Origin of the sequence: Bradyrhizobium sp. Pha-3 (assembly GCF_042258615.1) — a bacterium.
In the GTDB taxonomy this organism is placed as follows: domain Bacteria; phylum Pseudomonadota; class Alphaproteobacteria; order Rhizobiales; family Xanthobacteraceae; genus Bradyrhizobium.
In genome coordinates, this window is record NZ_CP170152.1 from 3,381,373 (window position 1) to 3,398,608 (window position 17,236).

A 17,236-nucleotide genomic window follows, 5' to 3' on the forward strand; every position below is an offset into this window, starting at 1 on the left:
CGCGTTACCCGCGCGCCTGCCGGAGCGGCTCGCGCGCATACTCCTTCGAGCGCATCAAGGCATCGACGAAGATCGGCTCCCAGGAGCGGATATGGCTGCGCAGCAGGGTCGGCAGCGCCTCGGTCTCGCCGGCGAGCGCGAGTTCGATCAGCCGGTAGTGCTCGGGCACCGAGGCTTGCTGCCGCTCGAGGCCGGCGCGGGAGCTGATGCCGTAGAGCCGCATCTTGTCGCGCAGGCCCATCACCATGTCGGTCAGCAGTTCATTGCCGGCGGCCGCGATGAACTCGCGATGATAGTTGCGATCGGCCTCGAGATAGAGCTGGACGTCGTCGGTCTCGACGGCCTTGGCGATCTGGTCGGCCCAGCCGCGCACGGCCGGTAGATCCTTTGGAGGATTGGCGGCGACCAGCACGGCGGCGTGCAACTCCAGCACCTCGCGCATGTCGAATAAATTGCGCAGCTCGGTCAGCGACGGTTCCACCACCTTGAAGCCGCGGTTGCGCATCGGCTCGACCAGGCCGCCGCGGCTGAGCTCGAGCAGCGCTTCGCGCACCGGCGTCGAGGAGACGCCGAGGCTCGCCGCGAGAGTAGGCACCGAATACATCGTGCCGGGAAGGCTCTGCCCGGAAATGATCTCGGCGCGCACCCGCTGCAGCACCTGTTCGCGCAAATTCTGGTCCATGGGTGAATGCGCCGCCTCTCGCTCCGAAGTCCGATTCGTCCCCTGATTATTACTTAGCCTTGACGGGGGCGGTAGCGTATGACGTAAATGTGTAACGCATTACAAGAGTGCGTCACTTGGGCTGACTTGATGATGAGACGGCGGTGAAACAGCGTCTACCCGGCTATTGCACGCTTTGTCGCTCGCGCTGCGGTTCCGTCACCGTGGTGGAGGACGGGCGTCTCGTCGGCGTTGAGGTATTGGATAACCACCCGACCGGTGGCGCGCTTTGCGCCAAAGGCCGGGCCGCCCCCGAGATCGTCGCCAGCCCGCGCCGTCTGACCGTGCCGCTGAAGCGGACCCGGCCGCGCGATGCCGCCGATCCGGGCTGGGTCGAGGTGTCCTGGGACGAGGCTCTGACCGAGATCGCCGACCGACTGGGCACGATCCGCGCCGAGAGCGGCGCCGAGGCGGTGGCGTTCGGCGTCACCACGCCGAGCGGCACGCCGATGGTCGACAGCTTTGAGTGGGTCGAGCGCTTCATCCGCGGCTTCGGCAGTCCCAACCTGATCTACGCGGTCGAGATCTGCGGCTGGCACAAGGACTATGCGCACGCGCTGACCTTCGGCCGTGGCATAGGCTTTCCCGATTACGACAATGCCGATGCGATCATCCTGTGGGGCCATAATCCCGCGCGCACCTGGCTCGCCCAGGCGACGCGGATCGCTGACGCGCGGCGGCGCGGCGCCAAGGTCGTCGTCGTCGATCCCAAGCCGAACGGCTCGGGTCAGCAGGCCGATCTCTGGCTCCGCATTCGCCCCGGCGCCGATGGCGCGCTTGCTATGGGTGCGATCCGTCATCTCATCGCGACCGGTAGCTTCGATGTTGACTTCGTCGACCAATGGACCAACGGATCGCTGCTGGTCGATCGCGCGACCGGGCGCTTCCTGCGCGCCGACGCGTTGTGGCCGGATGGCGCGCCTGAGGCGTTCGTTCGTCTCGATGCGCTGGGCTCGCCGGTGCCTTGCGACACCCGTTACGCGCCGGAGCGCGGCGGCCGGCTGCGCGGCGCGCTGTCGGTCCGCGCACGCGACGGCCGGACGATCTCGGCGGCAACCGCGTTCGAATTGCTGGCCGAGCGAGCCGCGCCCTACACGCCGGCGCGCGTGGCGGAACTGACCTGGCTGCGTGTCGATGACATCGACGCATTCAATGCGCTGCTCGCCGCCCGGCCGCGGCTCGCCTATCATTCCTGGACCGGCGTCGGTCAGCACACCAACGCCACCGCGATCGAGCGCGCGATCGCGTCGCTCTACGCGCTGACCGGCGCTTGCGATCGGCCCGGCGGCAATCGCTGGCCGGTGCCGCCGCCGACGCGTCCTCTCAACGACTACAACATCCTGCCGCCGGAGCAGCAGGCGAAAGCGCTGGGCCTCGCCGAACTGCCGCTCGGCCCGCCGGCGAAGGGCTGGATCACGGCGCGCGATTTCAGCCGCGCCGTGCTTGAGGGCGAGCCTTACCGGGTGCGCGCGCTGGTCGCCTTCGGCACCAACTTCGTCGTGTCGCAGGGCCATTCGGAACGCAATCGCGCGGCGCTGAACGCGCTGGAATTCCAGGTTCATGTCGACATGTTCATGAACCCGACCGCGGAGAGCGCTGATTTCGTTCTGCCGGCCAGCACGCCGTGGGAGCGCGACGCGCTGAAGATCGGGTTCGAGATCACGCAGGAAGCCGTCGAAACCGTGCAGTTTCGCCCGCGCATGGTCGAGCCGATCGGTGAAGTGAAGGCCGATTACGAGATCGCCGCCGCACTCGCGCTCAAGCTCGGTATGGGAAACCTGTTCTTCGGCGGAGACATCGAGGCCGGTTGGAATTACCAGCTGGCGCCGCTCGGCATCGGTGTCGAGGATCTGCGCGAACATCCCGAAGGACGCCGCTTCCCGCAGGCCTTCCGCGATGAAAAATATGCCGTTACGCGCGAGGACGGAACGGCGGCGGGTTTTGCGACGCCGACTCGCCGTGTCGAGATCTATTCCGAGCTGATGCTGGGACACGGCCACGACCCGTTGCCCGATCATATCGAGCCGGTCGGCAGCCCGCTCACGACAGCGGCGGACGAGCGCTTTCCGCTCGTGCTCTCCACCGCCAAGAGCGGCTGGTTCGTTCACTCCTCCTGGCGGCATGTCGCCTCGCTGCGGCGGAAGTCGCCCGATCCGGCCGTCGAGATCAGCCCGCAACTCGCCGAGCGGCGCGGACTTGTGGAGGGCGACTGGGCCGTGGTGGAAACACGAGGCGGTGCCGTGCGCCTGAAGGTGCGCCTCAATGCGGCGCTTGACGATCGCGTCGTCGTCGCCGAATTCGGCTGGTGGGAGGATTGTCCGCCGCTCGGCCGTGATCGCTCGGCGGCGGCAGGCTCCCTCACGCACAACATCAACGCTGTGCTGCACGACGATACGCGCGATCCGGTCAGCGGCTCCGTTCCGCTGCGCGCGATCGTCTGCGATATCAAGCGGGACGAGGTGGCCAGCCGCGGAGTCTGGAGCGGCCGGCGGCGGTTCGTGGTTGGCGAGCGCACGGCCGAGACCGATAACGTCATCGCTCTCAGCCTGCTGCCGCTTGACGGTGGTCCGCTGCCCGACTTCTTACCGGGGCAGCATGTGATGACAGCGTTGCCCGGCACTGCGGAGGCGCGCGCCTATTCGCTGACCGGATCGGGCAACCTGCCGCATGCGCTGTCGATCGCGGTGAAAGGACGTTTCCTCAATGAGGTTCGAAGCGGCGACGCGCCATTCTTCATGCCGGATCGTCTGCATGGTCTTGCCGTTGGAGACGAGGTGCTGCTGGAGCCGCCGGGCGGCATCTTCACGCCGCCGTTGAAGGGGCCGCGGCCGCTGGTCTTCCTCGCTGCCGGCATCGGCATCACGCCGTTCATCAGCCATCTCGAGACGCTGCAACGCATAGCGCCACAAGATCGCGTTGCCGAAGTCCTGCTGCTGCACGGCTGCCGCAGCAGCCGCGAGCATCCGTTCGCGCAGCGACTAGCGGAACTGGAAGCCGCGACTCCGGGGCTGACGCGGGTGACGTTCTATTCGGCCCCGCTTGCGCAGGACCCGGTCGCTTCGCAGTCGTTGCGCAAGGGGCGGCTCGATTTCGAACAGGTCAAGCCGTTGTTGGCACGCCGTCCGCTCGTCTATATCTGCGGCTCGCCGGATTTCGTCGCGGCACAGATCGAGGCCGTGACCGCGCTCGGCGTGCCACGCTTCGACATCTTCGCCGAAAGCTTCGTGTCACCGCCATCGGTGCCGAGCGACCTTGCGCCGCGAACCATCCGGCTTGCGAGCAGCAAGCAGAGCTTCTCGTGGGGACCGGAGCAGGGGACGCTGCTCGACGCCGCAAGTGCGGCGGGCGTCGCACTGCCGAGCGGCTGCCGCGTCGGGCAATGCGAAAGCTGCGCGGTCGAGGTGATCGATGGGGAATTTACCCATCTCGGCCCCGTCGACGGAAGCGAGGGGCAGTGCCTCGCCTGCCAGGCCGTGCCGCTCACCGATCTCACGCTCGCACTTTGATGACCAAACACGATTGAAGGCCAACCGCATCACCGGAGGGGGATCAGATTGATGACGAATGCAACGCACGACCAAACCGTGAGCCTGCGAAAACCTGTCGCTGACAACATCATGGCGCGCTTTTCGCAGGCCCTGGTGGCGTTCGCCGAGCGCTGGTTTCCGGATGCGTATGTCTTCGTCCTGATCGCCGTGATCGCGGTTGCCGCAGGCGCGATCCTGCATGGCGGCTCGCCGCTCGCCGTTAGCCGCGCCTTCGGCGACGGGTTCTGGAATCTGATTCCCTTCACGATGCAGATGGCGCTGGTCGCGATCGGCGGCTACGTCGTGGCGATGTCGCCGCCGGTTGCAGCCGTGCTGGCGCGGCTCGCGAGCGTGCCGAAGACCGGGCGCGGCGCGGTGGTCTTTGTCGGGATGCTCAGCATCTTTCTCTCGCTGCTGAACTGGGGCCTGAGCCTGATCTTCTCCGGCCTGCTGGTGCGGGAGATCGCACGGCGCACGGACATTCGGCTCGATTATCGGGCGGCTGGCGCGGCCGGCTATCTCGGGCTCGGCTGCGGCTTCACGCTCGGCATCACGTCGTCGGCCGCACAGCTCCAGGCCAACGCCGGCAGCATTCCGGCATCGCTTCTACCGATCACCGGCGTGATCGGCTTCTCGGAGACCATCCTGACCTGGCAGAACATGGTCACCGTCGTGATGGTGAGCGTCGTGTCGGCGGCGATCTGCTATTTCACGACGCCCGCGCCCGAGCAGGCGAAGACGGCGGAAGACCTCGGCGTTGCGCTCGGCGATGATCGGATCGAGGCCAGGAAGCCGGCCCGTCCGGGCGACTGGCTGGAGTTCAGTCCGCTGCTGACGATCCTGATCGCGCTGCTTGCCGCCGGCTGGCTGTGGCAGACGTTCCAGTCGGGCAATCCGCTGATCACGCTGTCGGGGCTCAACACCTACAATTTCGTCTTCCTCATTCTCGGCATCGTGCTGCACTGGCGGCCGCGCAGCCTGATCGAGTCCTTTTCCAAGGCGATGCCGAGCGTCTCCGGCGTGCTGCTGCAGTTTCCGTTCTACGCCGGCATCGCGCAGATCCTGACCAAGGTGCCGAACAGCAGCGGCACTACGCTGTCGGACACGATCGCGCACTGGTTCGTCGGCGCCTCCAGCAATTCCACCGTGTTCTCGTTCCTGGTCGGAATCTATTCGGCGCTGCTCGGCTTCTTCGTGCCGTCGGCCGGCGGAAAGTGGATCATCGAGGCGCCCTACATCATGAAGGCGGCCAACGATATCGGCGCGCATCTGGGCTGGACGGTGATGGTCTACAACATCGCCGAGACGCTGCCGAACTTCATCAACCCGTTCTGGATGCTGCCGCTGCTCGGCATCCTCGGCCTGAAGTCGAAGGACCTGATCGGTTATACGTCGGTGCAGTTCTTCATCCACTTCCCGATCGTGATGCTGCTGGCGGCGATCCTGATGGCGACTTTCACCTATCACCCGCCGATCCTGCCTTGAGCGATCACGGCCGGGCACCAGGACACACGGTGCCCGGCCAAGGTCGGCCAATTCGGCGGACCCGTAACCGTCATCACCAAAACCATGCTGTTTTCCCGGTCGTCGCGAATGAGGCTTCGCGCCGGGCCGTGATCTTTGGTCGGTCATTTCATTGACCGCGGCGCGATTCGGCCGGATATTGATCCGCGCTAACCCGCGTTGTTCAAGGTCACTGCCATGAGACATCACCACCGCAGCTTGATGTGCGACATGCGAAGCCGCATGCAGCATCGCTGCGTCTCGGCGGCGACCGGCGTCTGTTGTTGATCGCTTAAGAAAAATCCAAGCACCCGACAATCAGACAGGAGCGCCGTCATCCGGCGATCGAGCACGCATGTCCCAGGCCCAAATCTCCCAAGCCCAAACGTCTCAAGCCCAAACGTCCCAAGCTTACGTCATCGAAGTATCGGATCGAACCGCGGGTATTGTCGTCAGCGACGCCGGAGGCTTCTGCTTCTTCTCCTCGGATCGCGCCTTTGACGGCCTCGATGGCGGCTATTTCGGCTCCGCGCGCGCCGCGGAGCGTGCGGTGAGGGCGCTGCTGCAGCAGCGCCGCCCCGCGTCATAGATTATCCCCACGGCATTAGCGGTGGGCCAAGATTGATGCGGCTGCCACCAGGCAGCCGCGTGAGGTACAATACCGTCCTGCGGAAAGTGCTGCCTGCGATCAGGGATCAGGCCGGGCAGACCATCGTCAGCAGCAGCAGCGTTGGCGGCTGATTGTCGCCATTGGCGTGCTCCCAGGTCAGCAGAATGTCGTGCCGATCGGCGTTCGGCGCATTCTTGTCTTTCTCCTTCACATCGATCTTCATGGGGATCGGCGGTTGGGAGTTGAAGCACTTGCGGACGGCGGCATCCAGCAGTGCGCATTTCGTCAGCGGCACGACGCCGGCCTCGTCCTTGGAGAGGGCCGCGGTGCTTGCTTGAGTGGCGAGGTCCAGACGCGCCTTGCCCATCTCCTTCTGCCACAGCTTGCCGCTTCCGCCCGGCCACTGGTGCCGGGGCGACAGGATCGGCTGGTATTGGCCATATTCCAGCGTCTCGATGTGGATGAGATCCGACGCCTTAAGTATAGCGACGCTCTTGACCATGTTCTGCAAAGGATAGTAGTGCGCGTTGATATGATCTTTGAATTGCTGGTTATTGAATACTCTTCCGCTCATCGTATGTTTCTCCTGGGTATGACTTAGTTTGCCTTGTTAAGGTGACGCTTCTGCAAAGCTCGGCGGGGTAGAAAATTTGAACTCACGGGACCCGAAAAAGCAGGTCCGTTTTCGCGCGGATTCGCCCTACCACTAGAGCCTGTGGTTCGTCCAGAGAAACAACCTCCCGGAGAGGACGCGCCGGGGCCGACAGGCGGTCCCGATTGATAAGCCGCTCCGGATAGGTAAACATGCCCTTGGGGAGCGCTCGCGAATGTTGAGCCGACTGGAAACGCTGGGGCATTGAGAACGAGGGGATGCACTGCTTCGCGTGCCAATCGACGATCGAAGAGGGCGATAGTTGGTGCTCCAAATGCGGAGCTGCGACGCAGCAGCGCCCCGATCCCGATAGCGAACGACGATTCGTAACAATTCTGCGCGCCGACGTGGTCGATTCCACCGGGCTCGTTGCTGAGCTCGAGCCGGAAGAAGCGGTCTCCCGCCTGGAGCCGGCTTTGGTCGCGATGCGCGGCGCGGTGCGCCGGTTCGGTGGCATCGTCAGCAAGGAGCTGGGTGACGGGATCGCCGCGGTATTCGGCGCCCCGATCGCCGACGACAACCACGCGCCCCTGGCCTGCCACGCGGCGATCGAACTCGTGCGGCGCGTCGCCGGTTTGGGCGATCCGGGGCTCCAGGTCCGGGTCGGGCTCCATTCGGGGCGCGTCGTGGCCTACATGGTCGCCAGCGAATATTCCAAGGTTTACGAAATCGGCGGCGCCGCACAGCATCTGGCGGCGCGGCTCGAAGCGGCTGCCGAACCGAACCAGGTCTACGCATCCGAAGCCTGTCAGAAGCTCGCTGAAGGCAACGTTCAATTCGAGTTTCTCGGACGCAGGCAGCTCAAGGGATTCAGTGAGGTCTTGCCGATCTACCGCGTGACCGGCGCAACCGATGTCTCGAGTTGGCGGGTACGCAGGGCACGCAGCGTTGCGCGGTTCGTCAATCGGTTGAAGGAGACGGCGCTGCTCAGGAGGCTGGCTCAGGACGCCGACCCGAACCGGAAGACGGCACTGTTGATTGGCGATCCCGGTATCGGGAAATCGCGGCTGGTGCATGAGTTCGTTGACGAGCTCACCCGGGAGGGCTGGCTTCCGTTCCACGCCGAATGCAGCCCGAATCTTCAAGGCGCGCCGTTCAGTACGCTAAAGGCCCTGATGCTCTCGATCCTGGAGGGCACGGCGGCCGACACCGACGTCCTGACGCGCCTGACAGGGGTTCAGCGTTCGGCCATCGATGCGGTGCTGGACCGTCCGATCTCGGATCCGGAATGGGGCGAGCTGGAGCCGCACGCGCGTGGCCGTGCCATCAGCGAAGCATGCTGCGCGATTCTCGAAGGCCTGGTTGTTCGCCGGCGCGCGGTGATCCTCATCGAGGATCTGCACTGGATTGACCGCGCCAGCGAGACCGTCATGGCGGCACTCGCTTCGCTGAAGATACCCGGGCTTCTAGTGCTTCTGACCAGCAGGCCCAACGGAATTCCGGATTGGGTCGCGCGCTGTAACGCCGAAGTCGCAGCGTTGCGTTCGCTCGACGAGGATGCGGGACGGGAGATGCTGGACGACATCCTGGGCTCTTCCGCGAACATGGCCGATCTGAAGAACCGCGTCGTTCTTCACACGGCCAGCGTGCCGCTCTTCATCGAAGAGGTTTGCCGCAGCCTCAAGGACAGCGGGATTCTGCGGGGGCATTGGGGCGATCTGGCGCTTGCGCGTCCGGTTGGCGATCTCGGGATTCCAAGCAGCATCCAGGGCGTCATCGCCACGCGTCTGGATCGCATCTCGAAGGAGGAGCGTTCGCTGCTGCAGATCGCGGCGGCGTTGGGACCCCAGTCGACGGAATCCATACTGCGTGAGGTGGCCGGCCTGCCGCAGGAGGTTTTTCAGCGCTGCCTGATGGCGCTCGATCACGCCGAGTTTCTGGTGAGGATCGATGTCGAACGGGATGGTTTGCTCGAATTCCCGCACGAGATGGTTCGCCAGGTGACCTACGATTCGATGGTCGAGAAGGTGCGAGAAAGCGTCCATGCGCGTATTCTGGCGACACTGGAGAGCAGCGGCCGTTGGCTTGATGAACCCAACCGGCTTTGTGATCATGCAACGCGTGCCAAGGACTGGCCGAAGGCGTTTACCTACGGACGAGCCGCCGCAAGGAGAAGTCTGACACGGTCGGCATTCGCCGGTGCGGCCAGCTACTTCGAGACCGCCATGACGGCGCTCGACAAGATGCCGTTCTCGGCGTTGCGGGAAACGGATGCCGTCGACCTGCGGATCGAGGCGCGGGTGGCGTTCATGTGGTCGGGGAAGGTGGCGGAATCATTTGATCTCGGCAGAGAGGCCGAGCGGCGTGCTGACGCGATCGGGGACATCGGACGCAAGGTCGCGGCCATGACCGTCAGGTCGGGCACGCAGAACTTCTACAGCACACCGGTCGAGGCGATCGCAACTGGCGAGGACGTCGTACGTCTGGCGGGGCAGTGGGGTAATGCGGGCTGGCTCAACCTTGCTCAGTACACCCTTGGCCAGGCCTACTTCATCGCAGGCCGGTTTCGCGAGGCCGAACAGATGCTGGGCCAGGCCTGCGTCCAGCTGTCCGGGCCGGATGCCAGCGCGCCGCCCGGCACGACCCCGAGAACGCTGCTGTTGCTGTGCTGCATGATGAAGAGCGTAACCCACACGACTCTGGGAGAGTTCGATACCAGCATCGAATTTCACCAGCGCGCAGCAGCGATCGCCGATGAGAGCAACCGGCCGTTTGATCGCGTTGGCGCGGGATATAGCGGCGGCTTCCTGATGCTCGGTCAAGGCAATCCCGAGGGCGCAGCGGCAATTTTGGAGGAGGCTTTCGCGGTCGCGCAGAAGTATGGAATTCGCCTCTTCCTGCCGGTCGTCGAGTGCCATCTGGGCATCGCTTATCTCGAGCAGGGACGCCTCGAAGAGGCCCGGATGACGCTCGCCGGGGCGCACGAGGCGGCCAAATCCGTCGGCTATACGTCGATCATGCTGCGCACTTCAATCGCCCAGGCACTCGCTCTGAGCCGGCTCGGCGATGCGCCGACCGCGCTGAACATGCTGCGAGAGGTCCGAAATACCGCGCGGCAGCAGGGCTTTTCCGGCCTGGAAGCCGAGGCGTTGTTCGGAGAGGCGACGGTATCGCCGGCGTCAAGTGCGGACGACAAGGCTTCCATACTGCACCAGTTGCGCGCAGCGATCGCGATTGCGTCGAGCAGTGGCACGAAGCCGTTGCTGCATCGGGCCGAAGCGCTCCTGAATGGAATGCTCGCCGATCCCCAGGGTGAACCTTGGCGGCATTAGAGCATGATCCGGAGAGGCGCGAAGCGACTCTCCGAACAGATCATGCTTGGACAGCCCAAGCGCGGTGACGCTTCAACCTGATCTCGTCGCGCTTCAGGACGCAGCAGCGAGCGGCGGCGAGACCACCTGCGGTGCCTCGGGGGCCTGCGGCGCGGTCGTCGCCAGCTCGAAGCGGATGCCGTGCACCGAGACGGTCAGCGGGATGGCGCGGAAGTCGTCGTGGAAGGCGCGGATCCGGCGGGCCAGCTCGCCGGCGCTGATGCCCGCGGGAAGCTCGCACATGTCACGGTACATCTGCCGGGTGCTTTTGATGCCGCACCAGGCGATTTCCAGTTCCTGCAGCGGTGAGGGATCGCATGCGAGATCGCGCGACATCCGCCAGAACAGATGGGCAAGCCGCACATAGGCGATCTGCTCGAGCCCGCGCACGCTGATCTTGTCGGGGATGATGAAGGACTCGACCCCGACGATCGGACCGGAATCGACGCGCGCCGCCATCACATGGGCCGTCGCGCCGAACGTGCGCGCACCGTCATAGAGCGCGAAATGCGCCGGCGCCCAGCCTGGATATTGCGGCGGGCCGGGGTGGAAATTATAGGCGCCATGGCCGAGCGCCGCCAGGATGCGTTCAGGCACGATGACGCTGGTGGTGAACGCCAGCAGCCGGCCCTCGCGCAACACCTCGGGCTCGATCGCCGCGAGGTCCTCGGCCGTCACCGCGCAGCGGAACGACAGCGCCGGATTGTGCGCCTTCAACAGCTCGGTGAGCGCGAATTGCTGGTTGGCGACGCCGGTGAGAAGGATGATGGTCTTCATGATGTCGATGTCCTTCTCTTGCTTGGTGATTGTGTCGTTTCAGCCGCGCTGCCCGGCCATGACGAGAACGCTGCCGGCATCGCGGGATTGACCCACGGTGCGGAACAGATCGGCCGGCAATGCTTGCCAGGGTGCAATCTCGATGATCCGGTTGTTCGCGCTGGCGGCGGCCGATTTCGCCGCGCGGATATCGTCCTGCCAGGGGCAGAGCGCGAGCTCGAGCCGGCCGAACCCGCCGCAATCGGCGGCGAATGCGCCGGTGACGGCCTCGATGCTGGCGGCCATTTCGCGTGCGTCGCTGGTCGCGATATCGCGCATGATCACGGTGATCGCGTTGCTCGAGGATGCCTGCGACTTGATCACGATCATGGCGTCGCGGCCGCCGCTGCGGCTGGCGCGCCGCGCGGCGCGCATCGTGACACCGAATTCGGCATCGGGCCCAAGGTCGCTGTGGTCGGTCGGCAGATTGTGGACGACGGTGGTGTGGCGGGGCGTGCCGGCATCTTCGGCGGGGGCATGGTAGGAGCGCGGCAGCCAGGCGGTGTCGAGCGCCATCTGCGACGACGTCAGGCTCCAGGCCTGATCGAGCAGGTAGCCCTCCCAGACCGCGGGATAGGCGGTCGCGATGTGATGCCAGTTGCGCAGCAGCGCTTCGGCGGCCGGGGTGCGGCCGAGATACAAAGTGCGCGCCGACATCTCCCACCGGTTCCACTTGTGGAGCGCGAAGTCGCAGTCGAGGGAGGACGGCAGCACTGGCGGTTCGCAGAGCGTTGCATCGGCCTCGATAAACAGCAGTGGCTCGCGGTGCTCCTGCCACATTCGCAGCAAGAAGGCGGATTTCTCGGACGCCTGCATGTGCGCGCCGTCGGCGGTGTCGATCGGCGCGATGTCGCAGGCGATCTCGAATTCGGCCAGCTTCTCCCGGAGCGCGCGGGCATGATCGTCGCCACAGGCGCGGGGATAGCAGGAGACCACGCGCAGCGCTGCGTCGGATCGGGCGCCTTCTTCCGGAGCGATCGGACGCCAGTTGAGGCCGCCCCACCACATCTCGTGCGGGCCATCGAAGCTCGGCCCGATCGTCCCGAAGTCGGTCAGCTTGGACTTCAGGAAATCGAAGGCTGGATTTTCGCCGAAGGGGATAACGACCGCACAATCGGCGCGAAGCGACCGATAGAGGATCTCGGCGGCGGGGCCGCTCGGCGGCTCGACGAGGATGATGACGCCATGGTCCCGTCCCGGCACGGAACCGGCCTGATGAACGGTTGCGCGTCCGAGCCGTTCGGACAGCCATGCGAGCCGCCGGCGCTGTGCCGCGCTCATCCGGATGTTGTTGGTCGCCAGTAATTGGTCGAAATTCGTCTGCAAGCCGTCCGCTTGCACCGTGTCAGCCGAAATCATGCCCGCACTACCCCTGGTTAACCTTCTACGAGCGGGGCGGCCAGATCAGGCGGACAATCAGTCGCCCTTGGTTGCCTGCGCACCGTTGGCGCTGCGCCAGGTCAGCGTGGCCGAGGGGGCTCCGTTACCGTCGCGGTCCTCGACTGCAAGGATGCGGTCATGGTCGAGGGCGGTCAGCGCGACGGTATAGATTGCAACATCGTCCTCGAAGCCATCGACCGGGATCAGCAGCATGCCGTCCTCAGTGGTGGCGCGGAACTGACGGCCGCTCCGCTCGAGGCCGGCATCGATCAGCCGTCCCTCGGCGATCGTCTTCACGTTCGAATTCTCCGCAGCCTTAGCCGCGCTCTCGCCGTACTGGACCGTGATGCCGTGGAGCATCCCGGCGCGGCTGAGCTTTGCCAGCGGCAGCGCGATGGTCGCAACCGCCATGCGGCGCGACAATGGAATCCGCAGGCGGAGGTCACCGAGCCCGGTGTGATAGACGCTGACGGCTTCCAGCGACGCCTGGCCGTCCGGCCCGAACAGGCCGACCTGCAGCGTCCCGCATTGCGCCTCGCCGAACACGTTCGCCGGCAGGCGATTGGCGCCGAACAATGTGTAGAGATAGGCGTGCGACGGCGACAACGCGGCAAAGCTGCCGGCCAACCACATCGGCGGCGCCGGCGCCGTGCAGGCGGTCAAGAGGCCGCGCGCGACAATGCAATTATTGATGAAGCCGGCGTCGAGCAGCGGCGCGAGCGCCTGCGTGCCAAGGTTGACGTCATGCTTGATGCCACCGAGTAGCACGAGCTCATCATCGTCGGGCAGCAGCAGGAGGCGTCCGAGCACGGCGGCGGCCCAGCGTGCCGCGACAACGGGATCCGCGTCGGGCTGCAAGGCATAGCGTGGGGCCAGCTCTCGGGCGCGCGATGTATAGGCCAGCGTCCCGGATTGCACCTCGTTCGCGAGCGCGAGCTGAGCGGCCGGGCGCTGATCGCCCTCGCGCAACACCTCACCGCCGCGATAGTCGCGTGCCGATCCCTCATCGGAACAGCAAAGCTGCTCAAGCAATGCGACGTTGCGGATCAGCATGCGCTTGACGTGCGGCGTTACGACGCGATCCGAGATCAGGCCTTCCGCGGTGTCGTCGTCGGCGATGTCGTCGAAGGCATCGTCAAGCGTCAGCAGATAGGCGCCATGCAGGCGGATGCGAATGCCTTCGCGATCGAAGATCCGCCGCAGCGACTTCTGCACGCTGGCGGAATAGCCGAGGTCGACCAGGATGAGGTCGGTACAGCCGTCGAAATCCGCGATCTTCGCCTGAAGATAAGCGAGCAAGCGCGCGCGGACACCGGCAGCGATGTCGGTGATCTCGCGCGGATCCATCAGATCGGGCAGGGCGTCGGCGAGTTCGCGGCCGCTCGCAATGCCGTCAGGATACTGCGCGAAGAACTTCATCACCGCCGGCGGCTGCACCTTGACGATGTCGACAAAGGTCGCCGCGTCGATCTTGACTACGCGGCTCAGCAGCTCACTGAGAGGTTCAAGCGTATCGGCGGACCCGACCAGGCTGACGCGACGATTGATCTCCACATAGGCGCCGGTCTCGCCATGGCTTGCCTGCCAGACGCGATACGGCAGCAGACCGTCGCGGCCGAGGAATCCGATCGCGACGCGCGCGCCGTCGCGCGCCAGCGCAGCGCGCCGCGCTTCGATGAAGGCCTCGAACGCCGCCATCACCGGGCCGAGCACGGTCACGCCGAGGTTGAAAGCGGGAGAATGCTCCGCACTGCGTGCCGTCACCGCGCGCCGCAGCGTGCGGGCGCCGCAATCGAGCCGCGACGGCTGATCGGGACACAGCAATTCGAAGATCGACGATTCGCGCTGAAACTTCGATGCCAATGCCGCGCTGGCCTGCGGATAGTAGCGCGGTCGGATGCCGTGACGGCGGGCACCCTTGATATCGGCGTTGTGATTGTCTCCGACATGAAACGAGCTTGCCGCATCGATGCCTTGCTCGGCGAGATAGGCCTCGAACAGTGCTTCGCTCTTGCCGGAGCCGTGATCGCAGGATGCGTAAAGGAAGTCCCAGGTCAGTCCCGGACTGGAGGAGCGCAGCAGTTGCGCGAGCTGGTCGCTGCTCCAATAGGTGTCGGAAATGAAGCCGACGCGAAAGCCGCCGCGCTTCATGTCCAGATATTGCTCGAGCATTTCCGGATTGGCGCGGCACAGCTCGAGCTCGGCTTCGAATTCGATCTGCGCGAGATCGCCCAACGCATCGCGGCTCAGGCCGAACAGTCTGAACGGAAAGTACTTGTAGATGTCGGCGATGCGCACTTCAGTGGAGCCGCTACGCTCCAGCGCCAGCTTGCGCGCACGCGCCTCAGCCTGGATTCGATGCTGAACGAAACTGACGGACATATTTGGAAATTTTTCAGCAATGCGGGAAAGCTGAAAAACCCTTTCAAATACGCCATCCGGCGTCGTGCAGGCGCGCAACAGAAATGTATCGAAAACATCGAATGAACATGCAGAAACATTCTGCGCTCGACGCGTTGCGTCGACCGTCATGATCGTCATGCGCAAAATTCCCGCCAGTCCTCATGCGTTGAACGCTTGCGTGAGACAAATCAGGCGCGACGATTCAAAAAAGTTGATGCGGGATTCGAAAACGCGCGCTTCGCGACTGACAGATTCAAAAAATCCGATAACGTCGAAATGGTGATTCGGAAAAAATTGCCTAGTCGCAATCGTCGAATGCAAGATGGCGACCAACGGCGATGGGTCACTCGCATGCTCCGCGCATGCATGTGTTCGCGTGGCGTTAGTTGATGTGACAACAGCGTTTTCCGGCGCGACGAATTCTTCCGCGGGCTTGCAAGGCGATGCTGAACGACTGCTCCAGACTCCGTAGAATTGCTGCCTGCGCCTCCGCGCGGCGGCAGCTTTTGCCGGGCAGTCGGCAAAAAAATCCAGCTAAGCATTTGAAAAATAACGAAAAAAATTCGCCTGGTTTGTTTGGCCCCTCCGTTCAACGCTCAGAAGCCGCATGCGATGTGAGCTTGCGGCGTTGGTTGGAGAGCGGCGGATGAGTTACGCGCTTGATGTGATGGCAGCGGTCGAGGTGGAAGCCACGGCGGCCACGGCTGCGCCGGTCGAAGCGACTGCTGCCTGGAGCAACGTCCCCACGGTTGCCGATGCAGGCCCGCTCGACACCGTCGAGATCCAGGACGAGGACAAGGAGCTGCTCGACCGCCTTGCCGCCGGCGACGAGGCGGCGTTTCGTGCTCTCGTCGAACGCCATGTCGATCGCGCCTACGCGATCGCGTTGCGCATCGTCGGTAACGCCGCAGATGCTGAAGACGTGGTGCAGGACACCATGCTGAAGGTGTGGACGCATCGCGGCCGCTGGCAGCATGGCCGCGCCAAGTTCTCGACCTGGCTCTATCGCGTCGTCAGCAACCGTTGCATCGATCTGCGCCGCAAGCCGCGCACCGAGAATGTCGATGTCGTGCCCGAGGTCGCCGACACCCAGCTCGACGCCTCGACCGTCATCGAGCGCAACGAGATCGGCAATCTCCTGGAGCTCGCGATGCAGCGGCTGCCCGAGCAGCAGCGCGTCGCGGTGATCCTCTCCTACCACGAGAACATGAGCAACGGCGAGATCGCCGAGGTGATGGATACGACCGTGGCTGCGGTCGAGTCGCTGCTGAAGCGCGGGCGGCAACAGCTGCGCGAAATGCTCAAGCGGCACGAGCGCGACCTGCGCGGCGCGTTTACCGACTGCTAACCATAAATTCCGGCTTCTGAAGATTTCGCGCCTGACCGCCGGCGGCCGACCCGTTTGATCGGTCGGACGGGGGCTGGATCCGCGTCACCTCTCTTTCTCACGATGCGGCATGCCATGCCCCATCACCACAGGAGCTACTCATGCCCGCAATTTCCACCAATACAGCCGCCAACTCCGCGGTCCGTTACCTCAACATCAACTCGATGCAGGAAACCAGCGCGCTGTCGAAGCTGTCGAGCGGCTCGCGCATCACTTCCGCTTCCGACGACGCGGCCGGCCTCGCGATCTCGACCCGCATCTCCTCCGACATCACGACGCTGCAGCAGGCTGCCACCAACGCGGCGCAGGCGACCTCGATCCTGCAGACCGCAGACGGCGGCGCGTCCAACATCTCGGACATCCTGGCCCGCATGAAGTCGCTGGCCTCCGAGTCCGCCTCCGGCACCGTGGCCGACTCCAGCCGCGCTTACATCAACTCGGAATTCACGCAGCTGAAGGGCGAAATCGACTCCATCGCCTCCGGCACCCGCTACAGCAGCCAGAGCCTGCTCGATGGTTCGAGCGTGTTCTCCTCGGGCGTCTCGGTGCTGGTCGGCTCGACCTCGGCCGACACCATTACGATCACCCTGACCAGCCTGACGGCATCCTCGCTCGGCGTGACCTCGCTTGACGTCTCCAGCCTGTCGAGCGCCACCAGCGCGATGTCGGCCCTCGACAGCGCGATCGACACCGTGTCGTCCGCCCGCGCCGAGATCGGTGCCCAGGAATCGCGCTTCAACTTCAGCGCCGACTCGATCTCGACCCAGACCCAGAACCTGCAGTCCGCCAATTCGGCGATCAAGGACGTCGATATCGCTTCCGAGCAGGCGACGCTGTCGTCGGCCGAAGTGAAGACCCAGGCCGCGGTGTCGGCGGAAACCGCCGCGAACCAGATGCCGCAGTACCTGCTCAAGCTGCTCGGCTAA

At 64.7% G+C, this 17,236-nt stretch carries 10 protein-coding genes; 5 read left to right on the forward strand and 5 right to left on the reverse strand.

The features are described from left to right. Window positions 1–4: 4 nt before the first annotated feature. Entirely contained in the window at window positions 5–682 is a 678-nt protein-coding gene (locus ACE10Z_RS15780; protein ID WP_375788735.1) for a GntR family transcriptional regulator, read from the reverse strand. A 143-nt stretch (window positions 683–825) separates the two neighbouring features. Here ACE10Z_RS15780 and ACE10Z_RS15785 point away from each other — a divergent pair, with 143 nt between their 5' ends. Further along, window positions 826–4,227, forward strand: coding sequence for a molybdopterin-dependent oxidoreductase (locus tag ACE10Z_RS15785; RefSeq protein ID WP_375788736.1), 3,402 nt, complete (start codon window positions 826–828; stop codon window positions 4,225–4,227). A gap of 51 nt (window positions 4,228–4,278) precedes the next feature. Then, the gene (locus ACE10Z_RS15790; RefSeq protein WP_375788737.1) at window positions 4,279–5,733 is read left to right on the forward strand and encodes a short-chain fatty acid transporter; all 1,455 of its coding nucleotides are present in this window, start codon (window positions 4,279–4,281) and stop codon (window positions 5,731–5,733) included. 713 nt (window positions 5,734–6,446) lie between these two features. Here ACE10Z_RS15790 and ACE10Z_RS15795 read toward each other — a convergent pair. Beyond that, window positions 6,447–6,935, reverse strand: a complete 489-nt coding sequence (locus ACE10Z_RS15795) for a hypothetical protein (RefSeq protein ID WP_375788738.1) — start codon at window positions 6,933–6,935, stop codon at window positions 6,447–6,449. A 296-nt stretch (window positions 6,936–7,231) separates the two neighbouring features. Here ACE10Z_RS15795 and ACE10Z_RS15800 point away from each other — a divergent pair, with 296 nt between their 5' ends. Further along, a complete protein-coding gene (locus ACE10Z_RS15800) occupies window positions 7,232–10,285 on the forward strand; it encodes an AAA family ATPase (protein ID WP_375788739.1) in 3,054 nt (1,017 codons plus the stop codon). 93 nt (window positions 10,286–10,378) lie between these two features. Here the strand turns inward: ACE10Z_RS15800 and ACE10Z_RS15805 are convergent, their stop codons facing one another. From ACE10Z_RS15805 to ACE10Z_RS15815, 3 genes are read right to left on the reverse strand one after another with little or no spacing between them, the layout of a single operon-like run. Continuing rightward, window positions 10,379–11,104, reverse strand: coding sequence for a formyltransferase family protein (locus tag ACE10Z_RS15805; protein ID WP_375789842.1), 726 nt, complete (start codon window positions 11,102–11,104; stop codon window positions 10,379–10,381). A gap of 36 nt (window positions 11,105–11,140) precedes the next feature. Beyond that, window positions 11,141–12,499, reverse strand: a complete 1,359-nt coding sequence (locus ACE10Z_RS15810; protein ID WP_375788740.1) for a hypothetical protein — start codon at window positions 12,497–12,499, stop codon at window positions 11,141–11,143. Between the two features lie 57 nt (window positions 12,500–12,556). Then, window positions 12,557–14,902, reverse strand: a complete 2,346-nt coding sequence (locus ACE10Z_RS15815; protein ID WP_375788741.1) for a hypothetical protein — start codon at window positions 14,900–14,902, stop codon at window positions 12,557–12,559. A 667-nt stretch (window positions 14,903–15,569) separates the two neighbouring features. On the opposite strand from ACE10Z_RS15815, the gene ACE10Z_RS15820 reads away from it, so the two are divergent. Together ACE10Z_RS15820 and ACE10Z_RS15825 are read left to right on the forward strand one after the other, a co-directional pair. Further along, window positions 15,570–16,271, forward strand: a complete 702-nt coding sequence (locus ACE10Z_RS15820; RefSeq protein ID WP_375788742.1) for an RNA polymerase sigma factor — start codon at window positions 15,570–15,572, stop codon at window positions 16,269–16,271. A 140-nt stretch (window positions 16,272–16,411) separates the two neighbouring features. Continuing rightward, a complete protein-coding gene (locus ACE10Z_RS15825) occupies window positions 16,412–17,236 on the forward strand; it encodes a flagellin (protein WP_050405219.1) in 825 nt (274 codons plus the stop codon).